Annotated in this window: 23 protein-coding genes and 1 other annotated feature; of the genes, 12 read left to right on the forward strand and 11 right to left on the reverse strand. The window is 54.6% G+C overall.

Annotation, left to right across the window (positions count from 1 at the left end):
* Window positions 1–4 precede the first annotated feature (4 nt).
* Both gshA and luxS read left to right on the forward strand, forming a co-directional pair.
* Window positions 5–1,606, forward strand: a complete 1,602-nt coding sequence (gene gshA / locus QZH36_RS10385) for a glutamate--cysteine ligase (protein WP_253458991.1) — start codon at window positions 5–7, stop codon at window positions 1,604–1,606.
* A gap of 152 nt (window positions 1,607–1,758) precedes the next feature.
* Window positions 1,759–2,274: an S-ribosylhomocysteine lyase gene (luxS, locus tag QZH36_RS10390; RefSeq protein ID WP_125287466.1), complete on the forward strand. Its 516-nt coding sequence runs from the start codon at window positions 1,759–1,761 to the stop codon at window positions 2,272–2,274.
* 64 nt (window positions 2,275–2,338) lie between these two features.
* Here the strand turns inward: luxS and QZH36_RS10395 are convergent, their stop codons facing one another.
* Together QZH36_RS10395 and QZH36_RS10400 are read right to left on the reverse strand one after the other, a co-directional pair.
* Complete coding sequence (locus QZH36_RS10395) at window positions 2,339–3,625, reverse strand: HlyC/CorC family transporter (protein WP_125287467.1); 1,287 nt, start codon at window positions 3,623–3,625, stop codon at window positions 2,339–2,341.
* A gap of 25 nt (window positions 3,626–3,650) precedes the next feature.
* Window positions 3,651–4,442: a cytochrome C assembly family protein gene (locus QZH36_RS10400; protein ID WP_125287468.1), complete on the reverse strand. Its 792-nt coding sequence runs from the start codon at window positions 4,440–4,442 to the stop codon at window positions 3,651–3,653.
* A 158-nt stretch (window positions 4,443–4,600) separates the two neighbouring features.
* On the opposite strand from QZH36_RS10400, the gene ffh reads away from it, so the two are divergent.
* The 5 genes from ffh (at window position 4,601) to rplS (ending at window position 8,128) form a co-directional block, all read left to right on the forward strand.
* Window positions 4,601–5,962 carry a signal recognition particle protein gene (ffh, locus tag QZH36_RS10405; RefSeq protein ID WP_125287469.1) on the forward strand — a complete coding sequence of 454 codons (1,362 nt, stop codon included), beginning with the start codon at window positions 4,601–4,603 and terminating at the stop codon, window positions 5,960–5,962.
* A gap of 136 nt (window positions 5,963–6,098) precedes the next feature.
* Complete coding sequence (gene rpsP / locus QZH36_RS10410) at window positions 6,099–6,347, forward strand: 30S ribosomal protein S16 (protein WP_033739514.1); 249 nt, start codon at window positions 6,099–6,101, stop codon at window positions 6,345–6,347.
* Window positions 6,348–6,365: 18 nt separating this feature from the next.
* Entirely contained in the window at window positions 6,366–6,914 is a 549-nt protein-coding gene (gene rimM / locus QZH36_RS10415; protein WP_253458995.1) for a ribosome maturation factor RimM, read from the forward strand.
* Window positions 6,911–7,720, forward strand: a complete 810-nt coding sequence (gene trmD / locus QZH36_RS10420; RefSeq protein WP_125287471.1) for a tRNA (guanosine(37)-N1)-methyltransferase TrmD — start codon at window positions 6,911–6,913, stop codon at window positions 7,718–7,720. Before rimM ends, trmD begins: the two co-directional genes overlap by 4 nt.
* A gap of 45 nt (window positions 7,721–7,765) precedes the next feature.
* Window positions 7,766–8,128, forward strand: a complete 363-nt coding sequence (gene rplS, locus QZH36_RS10425) for a 50S ribosomal protein L19 (protein WP_024965502.1) — start codon at window positions 7,766–7,768, stop codon at window positions 8,126–8,128.
* A gap of 61 nt (window positions 8,129–8,189) precedes the next feature.
* Here rplS and QZH36_RS10430 read toward each other — a convergent pair whose 3' ends face one another.
* The 3 genes from QZH36_RS10430 to QZH36_RS10440 form a co-directional block, all read right to left on the reverse strand.
* Entirely contained in the window at window positions 8,190–8,792 is a 603-nt protein-coding gene (locus QZH36_RS10430) for a glutathione S-transferase family protein (RefSeq protein WP_301253462.1), read from the reverse strand.
* Window positions 8,793–9,485, reverse strand: a complete 693-nt coding sequence (locus QZH36_RS10435) for a CTP synthase C-terminal region-related (seleno)protein (RefSeq protein WP_301730149.1) — start codon at window positions 9,483–9,485, stop codon at window positions 8,793–8,795.
* Between the two features lie 153 nt (window positions 9,486–9,638).
* Complete coding sequence (locus QZH36_RS10440) at window positions 9,639–10,154, reverse strand: GNAT family N-acetyltransferase (protein ID WP_253459002.1); 516 nt, start codon at window positions 10,152–10,154, stop codon at window positions 9,639–9,641.
* Between the two features lie 474 nt (window positions 10,155–10,628).
* Between QZH36_RS10440 and QZH36_RS10445 the strand changes: the two genes are divergently transcribed.
* Complete coding sequence (locus QZH36_RS10445; protein WP_253459004.1) at window positions 10,629–11,708, forward strand: 3-deoxy-7-phosphoheptulonate synthase; 1,080 nt, start codon at window positions 10,629–10,631, stop codon at window positions 11,706–11,708.
* 2 nt (window positions 11,709–11,710) lie between these two features.
* Complete coding sequence (gene tyrA, locus QZH36_RS10450) at window positions 11,711–12,832, forward strand: bifunctional chorismate mutase/prephenate dehydrogenase (protein WP_253459007.1); 1,122 nt, start codon at window positions 11,711–11,713, stop codon at window positions 12,830–12,832.
* A 46-nt stretch (window positions 12,833–12,878) separates the two neighbouring features.
* Here the strand turns inward: tyrA and QZH36_RS10455 are convergent, their stop codons facing one another.
* From QZH36_RS10455 to bamD, 6 genes are all read right to left on the reverse strand, one after another.
* Window positions 12,879–13,583 (reverse strand): substrate-binding domain-containing protein, encoded by a 705-nt coding sequence (locus QZH36_RS10455; RefSeq protein WP_367317871.1) that lies wholly within the window; start codon window positions 13,581–13,583, stop codon window positions 12,879–12,881.
* Complete coding sequence (locus QZH36_RS10460; RefSeq protein ID WP_301730150.1) at window positions 13,583–14,629, reverse strand: ABC transporter substrate-binding protein; 1,047 nt, start codon at window positions 14,627–14,629, stop codon at window positions 13,583–13,585. Before QZH36_RS10460 ends, QZH36_RS10455 begins: the two co-directional genes overlap by 1 nt.
* Before the next feature lie 120 nt (window positions 14,630–14,749).
* A complete protein-coding gene (gene pheA, locus QZH36_RS10465; protein ID WP_301730151.1) occupies window positions 14,750–15,910 on the reverse strand; it encodes a bifunctional chorismate mutase/prephenate dehydratase in 1,161 nt (386 codons plus the stop codon).
* Between the two features lie 22 nt (window positions 15,911–15,932).
* Window positions 15,933–16,057, reverse strand: a sequence feature (Phe leader region).
* The gene (pheL, locus tag QZH36_RS10470; protein WP_199746341.1) at window positions 16,009–16,056 is read right to left on the reverse strand and encodes a pheA operon leader peptide PheL; all 48 of its coding nucleotides are present in this window, start codon (window positions 16,054–16,056) and stop codon (window positions 16,009–16,011) included. Its footprint overlaps the feature before it by 48 nt.
* A 407-nt stretch (window positions 16,058–16,464) precedes the next feature.
* Window positions 16,465–16,803, reverse strand: a complete 339-nt coding sequence (gene raiA, locus QZH36_RS10475) for a ribosome-associated translation inhibitor RaiA (RefSeq protein WP_253459021.1) — start codon at window positions 16,801–16,803, stop codon at window positions 16,465–16,467.
* Window positions 16,804–17,063: 260 nt separating this feature from the next.
* Window positions 17,064–17,795, reverse strand: a complete 732-nt coding sequence (gene bamD / locus QZH36_RS10480; protein ID WP_125287479.1) for an outer membrane protein assembly factor BamD — start codon at window positions 17,793–17,795, stop codon at window positions 17,064–17,066.
* Between the two features lie 130 nt (window positions 17,796–17,925).
* On the opposite strand from bamD, the gene rluD reads away from it, so the two are divergent.
* From rluD to clpB, 3 genes are all read left to right on the forward strand, one after another.
* Window positions 17,926–18,903 carry a 23S rRNA pseudouridine(1911/1915/1917) synthase RluD gene (gene rluD / locus QZH36_RS10485; RefSeq protein ID WP_253459024.1) on the forward strand — a complete coding sequence of 326 codons (978 nt, stop codon included), beginning with the start codon at window positions 17,926–17,928 and terminating at the stop codon, window positions 18,901–18,903.
* Window positions 18,903–19,631: a purine nucleoside phosphorylase YfiH gene (yfiH, locus tag QZH36_RS10490; RefSeq protein WP_253459027.1), complete on the forward strand. Its 729-nt coding sequence runs from the start codon at window positions 18,903–18,905 to the stop codon at window positions 19,629–19,631. The genes rluD and yfiH overlap by 1 nt, the downstream gene beginning before the upstream one ends.
* A gap of 125 nt (window positions 19,632–19,756) precedes the next feature.
* A complete protein-coding gene (gene clpB, locus QZH36_RS10495) occupies window positions 19,757–22,330 on the forward strand; it encodes an ATP-dependent chaperone ClpB (RefSeq protein ID WP_253459031.1) in 2,574 nt (857 codons plus the stop codon).
* Window positions 22,331–22,597: the final 267 nt, after the last annotated feature.

Raw genomic sequence — 22,597 nt, forward strand, 5'->3', positions numbered from 1 at the left:
CATTATGCTGAACAATAATAAATTTTTCCCCAAGCGGGAGGTCAATTTGATCCCGGACGTATCACAGGCGCTTTCCTGGCTGGAAGCTCACCCTGAGGCAATGAAAGGTATTGGTCGCGGCATTGAACGCGAAACGCTGCGTGTTAAACCTGATGGCCATCTGGCCACCAGCGGACACCCTAAATCGCTGGGTTCAGCCTTGACCCATAAGTGGATTACCACTGATTTTGCTGAAACGCTGCTGGAATTTATTACGCCGGTAGATCGTGACATCGATCATCTGCTGGCTTTTCTGCGCGATATTCATCGTCACGTCTCACGCGATCTCGGCGCGGAGCGGATGTGGCCAATGAGTATGCCGTGCCTGATCGACGACAGCGATAAAATAGAGCTGGCGCAGTACGGGCGCTCCAATATCGGGCAGATGAAAACGCTCTATCGGCAGGGCCTGAAGAACCGCTATGGCGCGCTGATGCAGGTCATTTCCGGCGTGCACTATAACTTCTCGCTGCCGCTCTCTTTCTGGCAGGCCTGGACGGATGGCAAAGAAGGGCAGAGCAGCACCGATGCGATCTCGGAAGGCTATCTGCGCCTGATCCGTAACTACTATCGCTTTGGCTGGATCATTCCCTATCTGTTTGGCGCTTCGCCGGCCGTTTGTTCTTCTTTCCTGCAGGGGAAAGAGACGGACTTACCGTTTGAGCGTACCGAAAATGGTCTGCTCTATCTGCCTTACGCTACCTCTTTGCGCCTGAGTGACCTGGGTTATACCAATAAATCGCAGAGCGGACTGGGCATCACCTTCAATAATCTTCCTGACTATGTCAAAGCGCTGAAGGCGGCGATTAAAACGCCTTCGGAAGAGTACGCGCGCATGGGCGTGAAGGATGAGCAGGGCAACTGGCTGCAGCTCAACACTAACGTGTTGCAGATTGAAAACGAGCTGTATGCGCCGATCCGCCCGAAACGCGTTACGCGCTCCGGCGAAAATCCCTCCGATGCGCTGCTGCGCGGCGGCATCGAGTACATTGAAGTGCGCTCGCTGGATATTAACCCGTTCTCGCCGACAGGCGTGGATGAAAATCAGGTGCGCTTCCTCGATCTGTTCCTGATCTGGTGTACGCTGGCCGACGCGCCGGAAATGAGCAGCGAAGAGCTGCTCTGCACGCGCGCCAACTGGAACCGGGTCATTCTGGAAGGGCGCAAGCCGGGCCTGATGCTGGGTATCGGCTGCGAAGAAGCGCAGTTCCCGCTGGCGGAAGTCGGCAAAAACCTGTTTAAAGATCTGCAGCGCGTGGCGGAAACGCTCGATCGTCAGCAGGGCGATCGCCATTATCAGGCCGCCTGTGACCGTCTGGCCGCCTCGTTTGACGATCCTGACCTGACCTATTCGGCGCGTTTTTTGACAGCGCTGAAAGAAAACGGGCTGGCGGGTACGGGCCTGGCGCTGGCAGAGCAGTATCATGCTCAGTTGGCGAACGAGCAGCTGGAGATCCTGACGGAGAGCGACTTTGAGCAGGAGGCTATCCGTTCAAACGTTAGCCAGCAGGAAATCGAAGAAAGTGATACGCTTAGCTTTGAAGACTTTCTGAAAAGCCGAAGCTAACGCAAAAGAAAAAGGCCACATCAATGTGGCCAAATTAACATCTCTGTTGTCAGGGATGATGATAACAAAATGCGCGTCTTTCATAGATTCAGACCACGAGTCGACAGAGAAAGTTTCATCACTGCGAAAATAAATTTATCAGAGGTAACCATATGCCATTGCTGGATAGCTTTACCGTCGATCATACCATCATGGCGGCGCCTGCGGTTCGCGTAGCGAAAACCATGAACACGCCGCACGGCGATACCATTACCGTTTTCGATCTGCGCTTCTGCCGGCCAAACAAAGAAGTGATGCCGGAGCGCGGTATCCACACGCTGGAACATCTGTTTGCCGGTTTTATGCGTAACCATCTGAACGGCGACGGCGTTGAAATCATCGATATCTCGCCAATGGGCTGCCGCACCGGTTTCTATATGAGCCTGATTGGCACGCCGGACGAGCAGCGCGTGGCGAAAGCCTGGAAAGCCGCGATGCAGGACGTGCTGAAAGTGACCGATCAGCGCAAAATTCCTGAGCTGAACGAGTACCAGTGCGGCACCTATGAAATGCACTCTCTGGATGAAGCGCAGGATATCGCGCGTCACATCATTGAGCATGATATCGGCGTGAACCACAACGACGAGCTGGCACTGCCGCAGGATAAACTGCAGGAACTGCACATCTAGTCAGTTAACCGGGCTTCCCTTGCAGAAACCCGGTTGTTTATCCCCTGGCGGCAGGGGATAGCTATCAGGAACCCACCGACTCCTTCAGCGGCTTTTGCGGCGTAACGCGAACCTGTTTAATCATATTCTCCTGCACGTCGAGGATATCGATCGCATAGTGACCGATATGCACCGTAGTGTTGGGCAGCGGAATATCTTCCAGCACTTCCAGAATCATGCCGTTAACCGTACGCGCTTCCTCTTCCGGCAGCTGCCAGTTAAAGGCCTTGTTCAGCTCGCGCACGTTAGCGCTGCCTTCAATCAGCACCGAGCCGTCATTCTGTGGCATCACTTCTTCCGCCAGCGTCGGGGACATGGAGGTGGTGAAATCGCCGACTATCTCTTCCAGAATGTCTTCAATGGTGATCAGGCCTTTAATATCGCCATATTCATCGACAACCAGACCTACTTTCTTCTTATTGCGCTGGAACTTCACCAGCTGGATGTTCAGCGGCGTGCCTTCCGGCACGTAGTAAATCTCATCCGCCGCGCGCAGCATGACTTCTTTGGTGAACTCTTTTTTCTCGGTCATCAGGCGGTAGGCTTCCCGCACGCGCAGCATACTGATGGTATCGTCCAGCGAATCGCGATAGAGCACGATGCGGCCATGCGGTGAGTGCGTCAGCTGCCGCACGATGGATTTCCAGTCATCGTTGATATTAATGCCCACGATTTCATTGCGCGGCACCATAATGTCGTCAACGTTCACTTTTTCCAGATCCAGCACGGACAGCAGCATATCCTGATTGCGGTGCGACATCAGCGTGCGCGATTCATACACGATGGTGCGCAGCTCTTCTTTGCTCAGCGCGGAGGTGGCGGCGCTGTCGGTTTTCATGCCGACCATCCGCATCAGAACGCGGGTAATGGTATTCAGCAGCCAGACCAGCGGCATCATGATGATTTGCAGCGGGCCTAATAGCAGGCTGCTGGGGAAAGCGACTTTTTCAGGATAAAGCGCGGCAACGGTTTTCGGCAGTACTTCCGCAAACACCAGCACCACAAACGTCAGGATGCCGGTAGCGATGGCTACGCCTTCATCGCCGTGCAGGCGCATCCCGACGATGGTTGCCAGCGCGGAGGCGAGGATATTAACGAGGTTGTTGCCGATCAGCACCAGGCTGAGCAGGCGATCGGGGCGACGCAGCAGTTTCTCTACCCGACGGGCGGCGCGATCGCCGTTTTTAGCCTGATGGCGCAGCTTATAGCGGTTGAGCGTCATCATGCCGGTTTCGGAGCCGGCAAACCACGCCGACACCAGCACCATAACGAAAAGAATAATAATCAGCGTGGTGGTTGAAACTTGTTCCAACGAGGGAATTCCTTGTAGTGGAGGATCAGGAGGACAAAAAGTGTTGCAGCATACGGCTGCCGAAATAGGCCATGGTCAGCAGGAACGCGCCGCCGAAATTGAACCAGGCCACGCGGCGACCGCGCCACCCTTCATGATAGTGACCCCAGAGCAAAACGATATAGACAAACCAGGCCAGAATCGACAGCACGGCTTTATCCACGTTTTCACGGCTGAACAGATCCTGCATATAAAACAGACCGGTACACAGCACCAGCGTCAGCAACACTACCCCGATCTGAGTGATATGGAACATTTTGCGCTCGATGGTCATCAGCGGCGGAATGTCCTTGCTGAAAGCCAGCTTTTTGTTTTTCAGCAGCCAGTCTATCCACGCCAGCTGTAGCGCATAAAGCGCCGCAATCATTAGCGTAGCATAGGCAAACAGCGCCAGCCCGATGTGCACCATCATGCCGGGCGTGGTTTCCAGATGCGTGATAAACGCGTTGGGCACAAAGGTGGCGAAAGCCAGGTTGATCAGCGCGAAGCTGTAGACCAAAGGCAGCAGGATCCAGCCGCGATTGCGCGAGGCCACGATGGTCATAATGGCGCAGATCAGCAGGCTGACCAGCGATCCGATATTCAACAGGCTAAGGTTCTGACCGCCTTCCGCTGTGAAAATACGCTGTTCCAGCGCGACGCCATGACACACCAGCGCGACGACGGCGGAGATAACGGCCATGCCTCGCCACGCGCTCTGCTTGCGCAGCAGGCTGGGAATAATCAGGGCAAGGCTGAAAGAGTAGGCGAGCAGCGCCAGGATCGCAAAAACGGACATAGGTGGTACCGGCAAGGCTATGAAAAAAAGCAGTATAGCGCCAGCGGCCGCTGGCTCCAAACGATCTCAACGCGGATGGCTGAGATCGCCGCGTCTTCATGTTATAATCTGCGCCATTGTGTCGCCTGGCGACCTCTCATTACGTTGAGCGAGAGACGATGTTTGATAATTTAACCGACAGATTGTCGCAGACCCTGCGCAATATCAGTGGCCGTGGACGGCTGACAGAAGACAACATTAAGGACACCCTGCGCGAAGTGCGCATGGCGCTGCTTGAGGCAGACGTTGCGCTGCCGGTAGTGCGTGACTTTATCGGCCGCGTTAAAGAGCGCGCCGTGGGTCACGACGTCAACAAGAGCCTGACGCCGGGTCAGGAATTTGTGAAGATCGTTCAGAATGAGCTGGTTGCCGCCATGGGCGCCGAGAACAACACGCTCAATCTGGCCGCTCAGCCACCGGCCGTGGTGCTGATGGCGGGCTTGCAGGGTGCGGGTAAAACCACCAGCGTCGGCAAGCTGGGTAAATTCCTGCGCGAGAAGCACAAGAAGAAAGTGCTGGTGGTGTCTGCCGACGTCTATCGCCCGGCGGCGATCAAACAGCTGGAAACCCTGGCGGAGCAGGTTGGCGTCGATTTCTGTCCGTCCGACCTGAGTCAGAAGCCGGTCGACATCGTTAAAAATGCGCTTCAGCAGGCAAAACTGAAGTTCTACGACGTGCTGCTGGTGGATACCGCCGGTCGTCTGCACGTTGACGAAGCGATGATGGACGAGATCAAACAGGTCCACGCTGCCATTAATCCGGTGGAAACGCTGTTTGTGGTCGACGCCATGACCGGTCAGGATGCGGCGAACACGGCGAAAGCCTTTAACGAAGCGCTGCCGCTGACCGGCGTTATCCTGACCAAGGTTGACGGTGACGCGCGCGGCGGTGCAGCGCTTTCTATCCGCCATATCACCGGCAAGCCGATTAAGTTTATGGGCGTCGGCGAAAAAACCGAGGCGCTGGAGCCGTTCTATCCGGACCGTATCGCTTCCCGTATTCTGGGCATGGGCGACGTCCTGTCACTGATTGAAGATATCGAAAGCAAAGTCGACCGCGCGCAGGCAGAGAAACTCGCCAGCAAGCTGAAAAAAGGCGACGGCTTCGATCTCAACGACTTCCTGGAGCAGCTCAAGCAGATGCGCAACATGGGCGGCATGGCCAGCCTGATGGGCAAACTGCCGGGCATGGGCCAGCTGCCGGACAACGTTAAATCGCAGATGGATGACAAAGTGCTGGTGCGCATGGAGGCGATGATCAACTCCATGACGCGCAAAGAGCGCGAGAAGCCGGAAATTATCAAAGGGTCCCGCAAGCGTCGTATCGCGACGGGTTCCGGTATGCAGGTGCAGGACGTCAACCGTTTGCTTAAGCAGTTTGACGACATGCAGCGCATGATGAAAAAGATGAAGAAGGGCGGAATGGCGAAGATGATGCGCGGCATGAAAGGTATGATGCCGCCGGGCTTCCCGGGCCGTTAATCGAGTCGGAAAAGCGCTCAGGCGAATTAGATTGCTTTTTACGCCAAAATGAGTAAAATTTTCGGGCTTTTTATATTGCACCCGGGCCCCGTTCCCTCAATGGGGCCCGGTTGTTTTATTAACTAAAGAGGATGTTATGGTAACAATTCGTTTGGCACGTCACGGCGCTAAAAAGCGTCCGTTTTATCAGGTAGTTGTCACTGACAGCCGCAACGCTCGCAACGGCCGCTTCATCGAGCGCGTTGGTTTCTTCAACCCGATCGCTTCTGGTCAGGCTGAAGCACTGCGTCTGGATCTGGACCGCATTGAGCACTGGGTTGGCCAGGGCGCTACTCTCTCTGATCGCGTTAACGCGCTGATCAAAGAAGCTAAGAAAGCAGCTTAATCTGTCACGGTGGTCAACATGAGCAAGCAACTCACCGCCCAGCCGCCCGCTAACCCGTTAACTCTGGGAAAGATGGGGTCGGCCTACGGTATTCGTGGTTGGCTCAAAGTGTTTTCCTCCACCGAAGATGCTGAAAGCATTTTTGACTACCAACCCTGGTTTATCCAGCGGGCGGGTCAATGGCAGCTTATCGAGCTGGAAGGCTGGAAGCGCCACAATCAGGACATGATCATCAAAGTCAAAGGCATTGACGATCGTGATGCGGCCACGCTACTTACCAATTGCGAAATTGTGGTAGACGCGGAGCAGCTGCCTCCTCTGGAAAGCGGTGACTATTACTGGAAAGACCTGATGGGCTGCCAGGTAGTAACCACGCAAGGATACGAGCTGGGCAAAGTCATTGATATGATGGAAACCGGTTCAAACGACGTTCTCGTCGTGAAGGCAAACCTGAAGGATGCGTTTGGTGCGAAGGAGCGGCTGATTCCGTTCCTTGATGGACAGGTTATCAAGAATGTCGATCTCACTACCGGCACCATCGAAGTAGATTGGGATCCTGGTTTTTGAGCTCCGGACAAGACGGTAACACTCCGGCGCAGTCGATGTGGATTGGCATAATCAGCCTGTTCCCTGAGATGTTTAGCGCAATTACCGAATACGGAGTAACTGGCCGGGCAGTAAAAAATGGCCTGCTCAGCATTCAGAGCTGGAGTCCTCGCGACTTCACTCATGACCGGCACCGTACCGTGGACGATCGTCCTTACGGCGGCGGACCGGGAATGCTAATGATGGTTCAGCCCTTACGGGATGCCATCCACGCAGCAAAAGCGGCGGCAGGAGAAGGCGCTAAGGTGATTTATCTTTCACCTCAGGGACGCAAACTCGATCAAGTGGGGGTTTGCGAGCTGGCGACCAGCGAGAAGTTAATTCTGGTGTGTGGTCGCTATGAAGGGATTGATGAGCGCGTCATCCAAACCGAAATCGATGAAGAGTGGTCGATCGGGGATTACGTGCTCAGCGGTGGGGAACTGCCGGCAATGACGCTGATTGATTCGGTCGCCCGGTTTATACCTGGCGTACTGGGCAAGCAGGCGTCCGCCGAGGAAGATTCGTTTTCCGAGGGGCTGCTGGACTGTCCGCACTACACCCGACCTGAAGTGTTAGAAGGGATGGAGGTTCCGCCAGTTCTGCTGTCGGGCAACCATGCCGAAATTCGCCGCTGGCGCCTGAAACAGTCGCTGGGCCGTACCTGGCTAAGAAGACCTGAACTTCTGGAAAACCTGGCTCTGACTGAAGAGCAAGCAAAGTTGCTGAAGGAGTTCCAAAAGGAATTCAGACGGCAACATAACGATGATGGGCAGTCCGGGCAGTAGCCGCGGCGCCTGAATATCAGTTTACCCAGGATAAGAGATTTAATTATGAGCAACATTATCAAGCAAATCGAACAAGAGCAGATGAAACAGGACGTACCTTCATTCCGTCCGGGCGATTCCGTGGAAGTGAAAGTATGGGTTGTTGAAGGCTCCAAGAAGCGTCTGCAGGCATTCGAGGGCGTGGTTATCGCTATTCGTAACCGCGGTCTGCACTCTGCATTCACCGTTCGTAAAATTTCTAACGGCGAAGGTGTTGAGCGTGTATTCCAGACTCACTCACCTGTAATCGACAGCATTGCTGTTAAACGTCGTGGTGCCGTACGTAAGGCCAAACTGTACTACCTGCGTGAGCGTACCGGTAAGTCTGCACGTATCAAAGAACGTCTGGGCGCTAAAGCAGCATCCTAAGTTAATACGAAACAGGGGGCCGGTCGAAAGACCGGCCCTTTTTTTTGCCTGCCGTAACGCGTCAGGCCGTGCGGTTATTCCTCTCCAGCGCCTTGCTGAACGCTTCCCGTCGCTGACATCTTGCTACGTAACGGGTCAATTTATCGTTAACCGGCAATGCGCACAGTTGCGCCCACATCAGCGTATGCGAGAAGAAAATATCGGCCAGCGTAAAATGCTCACCTGCAATCCACTCTTGTTCAGCTGAAAAACGGATAGCGTCAAGCGTCTTGCTGGCGTCACGGAAAGTTGTCTCAATCACTGCTGGCGAACGTAGAGCCTCGGGCAGTAAAAATTTATGTTTAAGCAAATACCAGACTGGCGATTCAAGGTCTGTCAGAGAAAAGCTGAGCCACTCATTGACTTTGGCTTTTTGCAGCGCATCCGTCGGGTAAAGTTTCCCATCCCCTTTTTTTTCGCCCAGATACTGGCAGATAGCTGCCGTTTCAAAAATAAGGCTACCTTCGTCCTCCAGTACGGGCACTTTATGTAAGGGATGAGGAGAAGAGGCCGCTGGTTCTGTGGAAAAGAGCGCTACCGGAGAAGTGGTGTAATCTAATTTTAGCTCTTCCAGAGTCCATAGCACCCTCAAGGAGCGGCTTTTAGGAAATGTATAAACGTTCATTTAGCGCCCGGCCTCCGTAAGCAAAGCGACGACCAGCGGCGAAAGCGCATGACGCAGCGACGCCCGTTCGGATTGAAACAGCGTAGCGACAAAAAATCGGTGATGGGGCAATTCTATGCCGCGCACATCGCCTTGCCGATCTCTCGCGCTGATGCGCAGCGGAAAATCGGCCAGTTCGTTCCCGAAATCAGGGTTAACGCCAAAGTTACAATGATAGCCTTCATGCGTGCTGAGTTTGCCGTAGGCTTTTGCTATCGTCGAACCGGGTTCAATGACGATGTCGCCTGTTTGTTCAACCAGCGAGCAGCTAAGCGGCGCAATCACCATACGGCCTTCCGTATCCGTTTCCGCATGTGCCGCATCTTGCCAGCCCATCACGTTGCGCGCGTACTCAATAAGCGCATACTGAAAACCGCCGCAGGAACCAAGAAAAGGGATATTGTTTTCGCGCGCCCAGGTGATAGCCATAAAAGCGCCCTGGTCATGCTGATAAGGGCTGCCCGGCACGACCCAGATCGCATTAAAATTATGCAATACGTCGGTCGAGGTAATCGCTGGGGTGGGCAACCATTCTGCCTCTACCGAAATATTGAGCGAGTCGGCGGCAAGCTTGATAGCGGGTGGGATGGCCTGGTGCGCCACGGCATCAGGACGGAAATCGCCCACCAGGGCAAGACGGACAGATTGGTGCATGTTGTTTCCTGTTTGCAGAAAAAAGAGGCTATACGTTAGCCAGCAATCTGGCTTACGCTTTTGACTATTGAGCGCAGCCGTCAGGCGTATCGGCCCGATGAGTCATGGAAATATAAAACAACCCGAAGCACAGGGTTGCGGGTTTTCAGAAAATCAGCGCGTTCGATGAAAGCGGTAAATGGCCGTATCCGCCGGCCCACTATCCAGCACGATCAATCCATGCTTAATGCCCATAAAGGCTGCGCCGCATTTTTCCGCCACGCGGCGGCTGGCCATATTTTCCGCCACTGCCAGGATTTCTACCGTATCTTTTTCCTGATCCTGCCACGCCAGATCGAGAAGATAACGCACGGCCTGGCTGGCGATGCCCTGTCGCTGCTCGCTGCTGCGTACCCAGTAGCCTATCGAGCACAGGTTTTTCTGATCGCTGGAATAGCGCAGTCCGGCACCGCCCAGCAAGCGGCCATCCCCGGCGAAAAGCCCCAGCTCGTTGGCTTCGCCTGTCTCACGCAGCATGTGGGTAGCGGCAAACCAGCGGCGAGCTTCTGCTGGACTAAAACCTTCATGCGCCCAGAGCAGCCAGGGACGCAACGTATCCAGTGAGGCATTCACGGCTTGCGCAAATTCAATGGCGTCGTCGTGACGGTAAGGGCGGTAAAGCACCTGCATATGGCTTTTCCTTCAGGCTTATTAATATTTATACGGCGTTATTAATGCAGACAGAAGCCCGAAAAAAGCGGCGGCTTAAGGCAATACGGCGGATGATGCAGGTTTTTAAAGCGACGCTGCCTTTATAAAATCCCAGGGTTATTTATAAACATTTCAACAGCGACAGATCAATCAATAAAAGTAGCTATGGCTAACCTGCTGATAGCCGTACGACGTCCTTTACTTCAGGTTATCGGGTAGACGTAAGGTTAACGCATATATTGGTGTAAATTTAACTTTACATGTAGGCGTTTTGGTTTCTGGTCTTATTTTTTTATTAACTATCTGATTAAAAATCATTTATTTTTGTTTTTTTTCTTGTTTATCTTTTGTGGTAATAAAAGTGTACATAGGAAGATTGAGTTTTGTACCGCTTCTGATACAGTATTCAAACCTTGATGACAGGCTGACGGGACCACTAGAGAGCTGACGACCATGCAAAAAGATGCGCTGAACAACGTTCATATCGCCGACGAACAGATTTTAATTACGCCGCAGGAGCTGAAAAACAAGTTCCCCCTGACCGACGCGCAGCAGACGCAGATCGCTGCTTCCCGTCAGACTATTTCAGACATTATCAGCGGAAAAGATCACCGTTTGCTGGTGGTGTGCGGCCCCTGTTCGATCCACGATACCGAAGCAGCGCTGGACTATGCGCGGCATCTGAAAGCGCTCTCTGACGATCTCAAAGACCAGCTCTATATCGTGATGCGCGTCTATTTTGAAAAGCCTCGCACCACCGTTGGCTGGAAAGGGCTGATCAACGATCCCTACATGGATAACTCTTTCGATATGGAAGCCGGTCTGCATATCGCCCGTCAGCTGCTGGTTGAACTGGTCGAGATGGGGCTGCCGCTGGCAACGGAAGCGCTGGATCCTAACAGTCCGCAATACCTGGGCGATCTGTTCAGCTGGTCGGCCATCGGCGCACGTACTACCGAGTCGCAAACGCACCGGGAAATGGCTTCCGGCCTCTCTATGCCGGTCGGCTTTAAAAACGGCACGGACGGCAGTCTGGGCACGGCGATTAACGCAATGCGCGCCGCCTCTATGCCGCACCGCTTTGTGGGTATCAACCAGAGCGGCCAGGTCTGCCTGTTGCAGACCCAGGGTAATCCGGATGGCCACGTCATCCTGCGCGGCGGCAAACAGCCAAACTACGGGCCGGAAGATGTCGCGCAGTGTGAAAAAGAGATGCTTCAGGCGGGACTCCGTCCGGCGCTGATGATAGATTGCAGCCATGGTAATTCTAACAAAGACTTCCGTCGCCAGTCCGGCGTAGCCGAGTCCGCCGTCTCGCAAATCAGAGACGGCAACCGTTCCGTGATTGGGCTGATGCTGGAAAGCCATCTGCACGAAGGCAGCCAGTCGTCCGAACAGCCCAAAAGCGCCATGCGCTACGGCGTTTCCGTGACCGATGCCTGCATCAACTGGGAAACGACCGAAACGCTGTTGCGAACAATTCATCAGGAACTGGACGGAGTACTGGCGGCGCGTCTGTCGCAAGAGGGTTAATTATGGTGGCTGAACTGACCGCGCTGCGCGATCAAATTGATGAAGTGGACAAAGCCCTGCTCGATCTGCTGGCCAAAAGGCTGAGTCTGGTCGCCGAGGTGGGCGAAGTAAAAAGCCGCTACGGTCTGCCGATTTACGTGCCGGAGCGCGAAGCTTCCATGCTGGCGTCACGGCGTAAAGAGGCGGAGACGCTTGGCGTGCCGCCAGACCTGATCGAAGATGTGCTGCGCCGCGTTATGCGCGAATCCTACGCCAGTGAAAACGATAAAGGCTTCAAAACGCTGCATCCGCAGCTTCGACCGGTAGTCATCGTTGGCGGCAAGGGCAAAATGGGGCGGCTGTTTGAAAAGATGCTGACCCTTTCCGGTTATCAGGTGAAAATCCTGGATAAAGAGGAGTGGGCGCAGGCGGAAAGCCTGCTGGCGGATGCGGGAATGGTGATCATCAGCGTGCCGATCCACCTGACGGAAAAAGCGATTGCCGATCTGCCGCCGCTGCCGGAAGACTGTATTCTTGTGGATCTGGCCTCGGTAAAAAATGGCCCGCTTCAGGCGATGCTGGCCGCGCACAGCGGCCCGGTGCTGGGGCTGCATCCGATGTTCGGCCCGGACAGCGGTAGCCTGGCGAAACAGGTGGTGGTCTGGTGCGACGGCCGTCAGCCGGAAGCCTATCAGTGGTTTCTGGAACAGATCCAGGTCTGGGGCGCACGTCTGCACCGCATCAGCGCGGTAGAGCATGATCAGAACATGGCCTTTATTCAGGCGCTGCGTCACTTCGCCACCTTTGCCTATGGCCTGCATCTGGCGGAAGAGAACGTGAATCTTGAGCAGCTGCTGGCGCTTTCATCGCCTATTTACCGCCTGGAGCTGGCGATGGTGGGCAGACTCTTTGCGCAGGATCCTCAGCTCTATGCGGACATCATCATGTCCTCAGAAAATAATCTGGCGCTGATTAAACGTTACTATCAGCGCTTCGGCGAGGCTATTCAGCTGCTGGAGCGGGGCGACAAGCAGGCGTTCGTCGACAGTTTCCGTCGCGTAGAGCATTGGTTTGGCGATTACGCCCAGAGCTTTATGCTGGAAAGTCGTTCGCTGCTGCGTCAGGCCAACGACAGCCGCCGATAACGGCTTTGGATAAAATGCAGGCCCGATCGCGGCCTGTATTCTCGCCTCAGGCTCTCTTCTCCAGCGGAAGAAAGCCGTCTTTCGCTAAAATTCCCTGCGCCTCGGCGCTCAGTAAGAAATCTGCCAGCGGCTGTGCTTTTGCATGACACAGGGCAAAAGCATAGTCTGCGCGGATATGGAAAGGCGGCGGGATAGTAATAGTTTTAATCCCGGGCCGCGCGGCATAGCTCTGATAGCCGATAAAAATATCCGCCCGATCGCCGTTCAGCACCCAATTCGCTGCCGGTTCCCCAGCCGGAACAGCCGGGCTGAATGGGCCGCCAACCAGCTGTAGCGCCCGCTGTTTCAGCGCGGTTCCCACTCCCGCATAGCGACGTTCAATACGATCGAAAAGCTGCCAGGCGTAGTCGCCGGATGGATCGCTTAACGGCGTAGAGGTGGCGACGCGTAAGTGCGGATGGCTTAGCAGCTCCAGCCAGCTTTTGTTCGACGCGGCCAGGGCAGCAGGCACGCTCAGGCAGAGCTGATTGTGGACAAAGACGGCGCTGTCGAGTGCGATACCTGCCGCGATCAAAGATTGCGGATGCGTCAGATTGGCCGATAAAAAGAGATCGCAGCGCTTGCCCTGCTTAATTCGCTCGCACAGTAGCCCGGCCGGGCCAAACGCTACCCTGATTGGTTGACCATACGCTGAGGCCAGCGCCGGCCACACGGCGCGCAGGCTTCCGGCAGCCAGAACGGTAAGGCTCATCAGTTGCTACCCGTATAGTGGGTACGATAGAAGTGCTGATACCAGGCGTCCGCTTTTTTCTGCATATCGACATCCCGGAATTTTTCCGGGTAAAGCTTTTTCGCCATCCATAATTCGCCCAGCGCCAGCGCTTCTGGCATCGGATAGCCCCAGGCCTTGGCATATTCAGGCATCAAATAAACGCGATGATGCTTAACGGCATCCACAGCCTGCCAGGCGGGCTGCTGGTTGATCTCGTCGATCACCTGCGGATAGCGATCCTGCACGAAGATCACCTGCGGATCCCAGGCGAGGATCTGCTCCATAGAAACCTGCTTATACCCTTTCACCGCTGCGGCGGCGACGTTCAGCGCACCGGCATGCGCCATCATCAGGCCGGTATATTTGCCGGAGCCGTAGGTCGTAAGGTCGGGATTAGCCATATAGACCCGAATGCGCTGCGAAGCAGGGATCGCCTGTAACCGGTTGCCCGTTTGCTGCCGCTGATTGAAAGTGGCTTTAATCAGCGTTTCGGCCTGCTGCTGGTGGTTTACCACCTCGCCGATCAGGCGAACGCCTTCTTTTAATCCTTCACTATAAGCCTGCTCTTCGTCAGCCAGATCGGGATTCAGACGGTTTTGCTGTTGATTATCGGCACGCAGCGAGATGGCGATAACGGCGATGCCGAGTTTCTGGATCTGGTCAATCATCTCCTGCGGCGCATAGTTAGTGACAAAAACCACCTGCGGATGTAGCGCAACCAGCTTTTCTACATCCACATGAGTTAAATCACCCAGCGTCGGCAGACGCGTCAGTTCCGGCGCCAGCCGCGAATAGCCGTCGCCGAGCTGCTGCTTCCAGTTGCCAAGGATGCCAACAAGGGTATTGGTGGCATCCAGCTGCACCAGAATATTGAGGGTTTGATGCTGCAAGACCACGACGCGATCGACGCGATCGGGAAGCGTGACCTGGCGGCCCAGCTGATCGGTAACCTGACGATCGGCAAAAGCGGAAAAGGCCAACAGGCCAAGCGAAAGCAACACTGCGGAGCGTAAAAAGTTGCGCATAAATTTCCCTGAGAAACGTTATATAGTCGATGATATAGCGTCAGGGCAGTGCAGGTAAATGATCCAGGCGAGGTATAGGCCAAAAGTTTCAGCCGCCTCTGAAAGCGGCTGAGGCGGTATTCAGGAAGGGTCGACCGGCAGCACGTTTTCGCTTGGGTAACAGCCCAGCACTTTCAGCGAACGCGTAATCGGTGCCAGTTCGCGTAACGCCTGCTGTACTTCTTCCGAGCGCAGGTTGCCCTGAAAATCGATATAAAACATCTCTTCCCATGGATTGCCGTTAATCGGGCGTGATTCCAGTTTGCTCATCACCAGATTATGCTGACGCAGCACCAACAGTGCTTCTACCAGCGCACCAGCCTGCTGTCCGGTCGCCATAATTAACGTGGTTTTGGCCGGAACCTGAAGCGTGACCTCAATGGGTTTGCGCGCAAGGATAACAAAGCGGGTGATATTCTGCTGCTGGTTAGCCAGATTGCGTTCAAGCACCTGCAGGTTATACAGCTCGCCGCCCGCCTGGCTGCCCAGCGCTGCGACCTTCGGTGAATTCAGCGCTGCAACCTGCTCCATCGCGGCCGCGGTGCTTTCAGTATATTCAATCTTCCAGTGCGGATAGCGATGGATAAACTCGCTGCACTGCTGGAAAGGCTGAGGATGGCTGTAAACGGTTTCTATCTGCTGTAAGTCCGTGCTGCCGGTAACCAGCACGCAGTGATCGATTGGGAGCGTCATCTCGCCAACCAGCGAAAGGCTGGTCTGCTGCAGCAAATCGTACACCTCATTGATCGAGCCGGAACTGGTGTTTTCGATCGGCAATACCGCGTAGTCGGCCTGGCCTGTTTCCACCTGATTAAAGATGTCGCGGAAGTTCAGACAGCCGCACTCGATAAACCTATCGAAGTGGCGAGCGGCATAGTTACGTGAGGCAAGATGCGAATAAGAGCCTTTTGGGCCAAGGAAGGCAATACGCGCCGACTGCGCATTAGTCTGATTCAGATGCTTTTGCAGCAACGCCTGCTGCGTCAGCACGGAATCTTCAATAACCAGCTGAAAAAGTCGGGTGATGTAGTGCGCATCCAGCTGATGAGCTTTACCCAGCGTGACCAGATGTTCCAGCAGATCGCGCTCGCGATCGATATCGCGTACGGGGCGGTGCGTGGCCATTTTCGCCTTCGCAACCTCAATCGCCAGCGCCCGACGGTTAGCCAGCAGGCTCAGCAGTTGTTCATCCAGCGCGCTGATTTTTTCGCGCAGGCCCAGCAGGGGATTTTCGGTGGTCATAGGCTACCTGTCAGATGTTCATAAAAAAAAAGCCTCCCGGTTGGGAGGCCTTGTTATTCGTCTTCGCATGCTTTCTTATACGACGAATTGCCTCCCGGTCAACGGAAGGTAAAAAAGAAGGCGAAGAAGAACGGCAGCTGTTTCATCAGAGTATCCACGATTGTCAGAAGGTTAAAGTAACCGCAGCGATTTAATGCTGTCAATAAAAAACGCGTTTCGGAGGGCGGAGCGGCAGGGCTGAAGGACTGGCGGAGACGCTGTGCTACCGGGATATGCTCTTCTCTGTGCTTGCAGAGGCGTCAGCTAGCCGAAATCGCGTATTTAAAGCAGCATTATCGCCTTAAAATATTGCCAGGAATGTGGGCTCAGGCGGCGTTTTTTTGCACGGCTGTTGGCCAATGACGATGCGCTGTGATGACTGCTACTACAAATTTATTATAACGGTGCGGGAAAGGCATGAGTGACAGAGCAAAGTGGGGCAGGGGACAATAATTTTCAGCCGCCAGCAGGCCTGGCGGCCAAACAAAAACGCGCCCGCAGGCGCGTTATTATCTTTAATCCAGTTCCTGATCGATAACGCTTATATCTTTAACGCTGGCCTGGGCGCGCTTCGCTTCGCCCTTGTGCTGAACCTTGTTCAGCTGACGCTCCAGCTTATTGATCAGTTCGTTGATGGCCGCATACATATCATCATGTTTGGCGCTGGCAATCAGCGGGCCGTTCGGCGTGTTGATAGTGGCATCGGCAACGTATTCTTTCGGCTCTTTGGAAAGCACGATATGCGGATTAATCAGATGGGTTTGCCATTTTTCCAGTTTGGCGAGACGCTCTTCGACATGTTGGCGGATAGCCGGGGTGATGTCCATTTGCTTGCTGGTAATGTTCAGAACCATAGTGCTTACCTCTAATCATTTCCGTCGAATGTAGGGTAAGCATATCCTGGAAAAGGGCGTAATGCGTGATTTGCATCACTTTATTTTGTCACTTTTTGTCAAAAGTGAAGATTTTGTGAGGCAGGCTGGTAATCGTAGCGAAGGCGCTTGTAGGGAGGTTTTTTCACAGGCATGATAGGTAAGTTAACTTACCGGTGAAACAGCGTAATATGCCAGACGCCGGTGAAAAAAAGGGCAGCGCGAACGCTGCCATTTTTATGTTAAGCCTGATTGGCCGCGATAAGTTTCGCTACTTTGTCCGCTTCTGCGGTCAGCTGCATCTTACGATAAGCATTTTCCATCAGCGGCAGCGCCTGGCGCGTCGCCTGCGTATCCGGATAATCTTTCATCATTTGCTCAACGCGATTAACAACAGCGACATAAGCTTCACGCTTGGTGTAGAATTGCGCCACGGAAAGCTCATACTTCGCCAGACGATCTTTCAGATAGATAAGGCGCTTTCTTGCGTCCGTCGCGTACTGACTGTTCGGGTAACCGCGCAGCAGCTGAGAGAAGTCGTGGAAGGCATCACGCGCGTGAGAAGGATCGCGATCGGAACGATCGATACCGAAAAAGCCCTGCAGCGCGCTGTCATCAAGCGCCATATCCGTCAGACCACGCATATAAATCACGTAATCGATATTCGGGTGGGTTGGATTCAGACGCATAAAGCGGTCGATCGCGGCCTGCGCCAGCGGTAAATCGGCATTTTTATAGTAAGCGTAGATCAGGTCCAGCTGAACTTGCTGGGAGTAAGGCCCGAACGGATAGCGGTTATCAAGCGCTTCCAGTTGCGTTATTGCTCCTTTAAAGTTACCGTCCTGCAGTTTTTGCTGGGCTGTGGCATAGATCTCGGAAGGCGGGCTATCGGGCACCGTATCCTTCGAGCCGGAACAACCCGCTAATGCCAGGCTCAACGTGGCTGCAGCCACCAGATATTTCATACGCGTCATGACGATTTGATTATCCTCAGAGTGTTATTCAGGAAGCTGTCCATGTAGCTCCCGATAGTGACCAGGTACAATAGCACATTATATTAAACGGCATCGCCGTGAAAACCCAACGTTAACGAAGAAGCTGTTTATGGCACAACAAGTAAAACTCAACGCAACGGTCTCCGAATCGCAACTCGGACAACGCTTAGATCAGGCTTTGGCCGAATTGTTCCCTGATTATTCAAGATCTCGTATAAAAGAGTGGATTCTCGACCGACGCATCAGCGTCAACGGCGTAATCATCGACAAACCGAGAGAAAAACTGCTCGGTGGCGAACAAATCGCTATCGAAGCGGAGATAGAAGAAGAAGCGCGCTGGGAAGCGCAAAACATCCCGCTGAACATCGTTTATGAAGATGACGATATTCTGGTTATCAACAAACCACGCGATCTGGTGGTGCATCCGGGCGCCGGTAATCCCGACGGTACGGTGCTGAACGCGCTGCTTTATCATTATCCGGCTATTGCAGATGTGCCGCGTGCGGGCATTGTGCACCGTCTGGACAAAGATACCACTGGCCTGATGGTGGTGGCTAAAACGGTACCTGCGCAGACGCACCTGGTAGAATCTTTACAGCTGCGTGAATTCACCCGTGAGTATGAAGCGGTGGCAATTGGCAGGATGACGGCGGGCGGCACGGTTAATGAGCCGATTAGCCGTCACTCGACCAAGCGGACGCATATGGCGGTTCATCCAATGGGCAAACCGGCTACCACGCACTATCGCATTATGGAGCATTTCCGTGCCCATACGCGCCTGCGTCTGCGTCTCGAAACGGGCCGTACTCACCAGATCCGCGTGCATATGTCTCATATCAGCCATCCGCTGGTGGGCGATCCGCTGTATGGCGGTCGTCCGCGTCCGCCAAAAGGTGCCTCGGAGAATTTTATCGGTACGCTGCGTAAATTCGATCGTCAGGCGCTGCACGCCACCATGCTACGTCTTTATCATCCCGTCACCGGTATTGAGATGGAATGGCATGCGCCGCTGCCGCAGGACATGGTCGAATTGATTGAGGCGTTAAAAGCGGATACCGAAGAATTTAAAGATCAGCTGGACTGGTAATGAGCCTGCTTACGCCTGAATGGAATGCGCCCGCCAACGTGCGGGCCTGTAGCACCACGCGCCGTGATGGCGTCAGCCATGCTCCCTGGGATTCGCTGAACCTCGGGACGCATGTCGGCGATCGGGCCGCAGCGGTGCAGCACAATCGCGAGCGTCTGGTTACGCTGGCGTCAATGCCCGCTATGCCAGTCTGGCTGGAGCAGGTTCACGGCGTCAATGTCCTTGCGCTTACCGGTGAAGCACCCGCTTCCCTACAGGCTGATGCCGTTTATACCCGTCAGCCCGGCGTGGTTTGCGCGGTAATGACGGCGGATTGCCTGCCGGTTTTGTTCTGCTCGCAGGATGGGAAAGAGGTTGCTGCGGCTCATGCCGGCTGGCGGGGATTGTGCGCAGGCGTGCTGGAGGCGACGCTGGCGGCCTTTACGGCCCCGTCGGAAGAGATCATGGTCTGGTTCGGGCCGGCAATTGGCCCGCAGGCTTTTGAGGTCGGCGCGGAAGTGCGGCAGGCATTTATAGCGCAGGATGCGGAAGATGCCGCTGCTTTTACGCCCTCGGGCGATAAATATTACGCCGATATCTGGCAGCTTGCGCGTCTGCGGCTACAGCGCAAAGGCGTGCGCCACTTCACTGGTGGCGGGCTGTGCACTTTCTCGCAGCCTGACCAATTTTTTTCCTACAGACGCGATGGCGTAACAGGTCGAATGGCAAGTTTGGTCTGGCTGAGTTAATCTGTCCGCATAAGACGATCCGGGTTGTGCTTTTTTTCACCAAAATATTCCGGTCATTTAACTTGAAAATTTGAGGGAAGACCTCATTTAATCTCCAGTAGCAATTTGACCTGAATGGGGGAATTATGCGTCTGGATCGTCTTACTAATAAATTCCAGCTTGCTCTCGCCGATGCCCAGTCTTTAGCGCTTGGGCGCGACAATCAATTTATTGAACCGCTGCATCTGATGAGCGCTCTGCTCAAACAGGAAGGCGGCTCTGTCTCTCCTTTACTGACTTCAGCCGGCGTGGATGTTGCCGCACTGCGCAACGGCGTTGAGCAGGCTATCAGCCGCTTGCCTCAGGTTGAAGGCGCGGATGGCGACGTACAGCCTTCCGCCGACCTGGTGCGCGTGCTGAATCTGTGCGACAAACTGGCGCAAAAGCGCGCCGACAACTTTATCTCATCGGAACTTTTTGTTCTGGCCGCGCTCGACTCGCGAGGCTCGCTGGCTGATTTGTTGAAATCTGCCGGGGCGACCAGCGAAAAACTCCAGCGCGCCATTGACCAGCTGCGTGGAGGCGAAACCGTGAACGATCAGGGAGCTGAAGATCAGCGCCAGGCCCTTAATAAATACACTATCGACCTGACCGAGCGAGCGGAGAAAGGAAAACTGGATCCGGTTATCGGCCGTGATGAGGAAATCCGTCGCACCATCCAGGTTCTGCAACGCCGTACCAAAAACAACCCGGTGCTGATTGGCGAGCCTGGCGTCGGTAAAACCGCAATTGTGGAAGGGCTGGCGCAGCGCATTATCAATGGCGAAGTGCCGGAAGGGCTGAAAGGTCGCCGGGTGCTGGCGCTGGATATGGGCGCGCTGGTGGCGGGCGCTAAGTATCGCGGCGAATTTGAAGAGCGCCTGAAAGGCGTGCTCAATGACCTGTCCAAACAGGAAGGCAACGTCATCCTGTTTATTGACGAGCTGCACACCATGGTTGGCGCGGGAAAAGCGGACGGCGCGATGGATGCCGGCAACATGCTGAAACCGGCGCTGGCTCGCGGTGAGCTGCACTGCGTCGGCGCCACCACGCTGGATGAGTATCGCCAGTATATAGAGAAGGATGCGGCGCTGGAGCGTCGTTTCCAGAAAGTCTTCGTGGCGGAGCCAAGCGTGGAAGACACCATCGCTATTCTGCGCGGGCTGAAAGAGCGCTACGAGCTGCATCACCATGTGCAGATTACCGACCCGGCTATCGTGGCTGCGGCTACGCTGTCGCACCGTTATATCGCCGACAGGCAGCTGCCGGATAAGGCTATCGACCTGATTGACGAGGCGGCTTCCAGCATTCGTATGCAGATTGACTCCAAGCCGGAAGCGCTGGATCGTCTGGAGCGTCGTATCATTCAGCTGAAGCTGGAACAGCAGGCGCTGAAAAAAGAGTCTGACGATGCCAGTATCAAACGGCTGGAGATGCTTGAAGAAGAGCTGAGTCAGAAAGAGCGCGACTATTCAGAGCTGGAAGAGGAATGGAAAGCAGAGAAGGCCTCGCTGTCCGGCACGCAAACTATTAAAGCGGATCTGGAACAGGCGAAGCTGTCGCTGGAGCAGGCGCGTCGCACTGGTGACCTGGCACAGATGTCGGAATTGCAATACGGCAAAATCCCGGAGCTGGAAAAACAGCTGGCTGCCGCCACGCAGGCGGAAGGGAAAACGATGCGGCTGCTGCGTAACCGCGTGACGGACGTCGAGATTGCGGACGTGCTGGCTCGCTGGACCGGTATCCCTGTGGATCGCATGATGGAAGGCGAGCGCGACAAGCTGCTGCGTATGGAACAGGAGCTGCATCAGCGCGTCATCGGACAGGATGAAGCTGTCGAAGCGGTTTCTAATGCAATCCGCCGCAGTCGTGCAGGTCTGGCCGATCCGAATCGCCCGATTGGCTCATTCCTGTTCCTTGGCCCGACGGGCGTGGGTAAAACCGAGCTGTGTAAAGCGCTGGCTAACTTTATGTTCGACAGCGATGACGCAATGGTGCGGCTGGATATGTCGGAGTTTATGGAAAAACATTCGGTATCGCGTCTGGTGGGCGCACCTCCTGGCTATGTTGGCTACGAAGAGGGCGGCTATCTGACCGAGGCCGTGCGCCGTCGCCCTTACTCCGTCATTTTGCTGGACGAGATAGAGAAAGCGCATCCGGACGTATTCAATATTCTGCTGCAGGTGCTGGATGACGGCCGCCTGACGGATGGACAGGGCAGAACGGTTGATTTCCGCAATACCGTGGTCATTATGACCTCGAACCTGGGTTCCGATCTGATTCAGGAACGTTTTGGCGCGTTAAGCTATGCGGAAATGAAAGATGTCGTTATGAATGTGGTAGGGCAGCATTTCCGTCCGGAGTTTATCAACCGTATTGATGAGCTGGTGGTCTTCCATCCGCTGGGCGAAAAACACATTGCCTCTATTGCTAAAATTCAGCTGCAGCGTCTGTACGATCGTTTGACCGATCGCGGCTATGAACTACATATTTCTGATGCCGCTCTGCAGCTGCTGGGCGAAAACGGTTACGACCCGGTATATGGGGCAAGGCCGTTAAAACGCGCAATTCAGCAGCAGATCGAGAACCCGCTGGCACAACAGATACTTTCTGGCCAGCTGGTTCCGGGGAAAACGATAGAAATGGACGTGCAGGATGGCGCTATAGTGGCTACGCAGTAACAGTCATAGCAAATAAAAATGGGCCTTCGGGCCCATTTTTGCTTATTAAGCCACCAATAACAGTGCTTTTTAGCCGTCAGAGCGCGTTTTTTAGTCGATCGAATGTTTTTTTGTAATTAGGGGTTGTCAGCCGTCAAGAACTCCCTATAATGCGCAACCACTGAGACGGCACAACGGCTTACAGGCCAGCGGCTCAGGAGGTTCAGGAAGCTGAATCGCCGGAGAAAACTTCTGAAAAAGAGGTTGACTCTGAAGGAGGAAAGCGTA

Origin of the sequence: Erwinia wuhanensis (assembly GCF_030484085.1) — a bacterium.
Lineage (GTDB): Bacteria > Pseudomonadota > Gammaproteobacteria > Enterobacterales > Enterobacteriaceae > Erwinia > Erwinia aeris.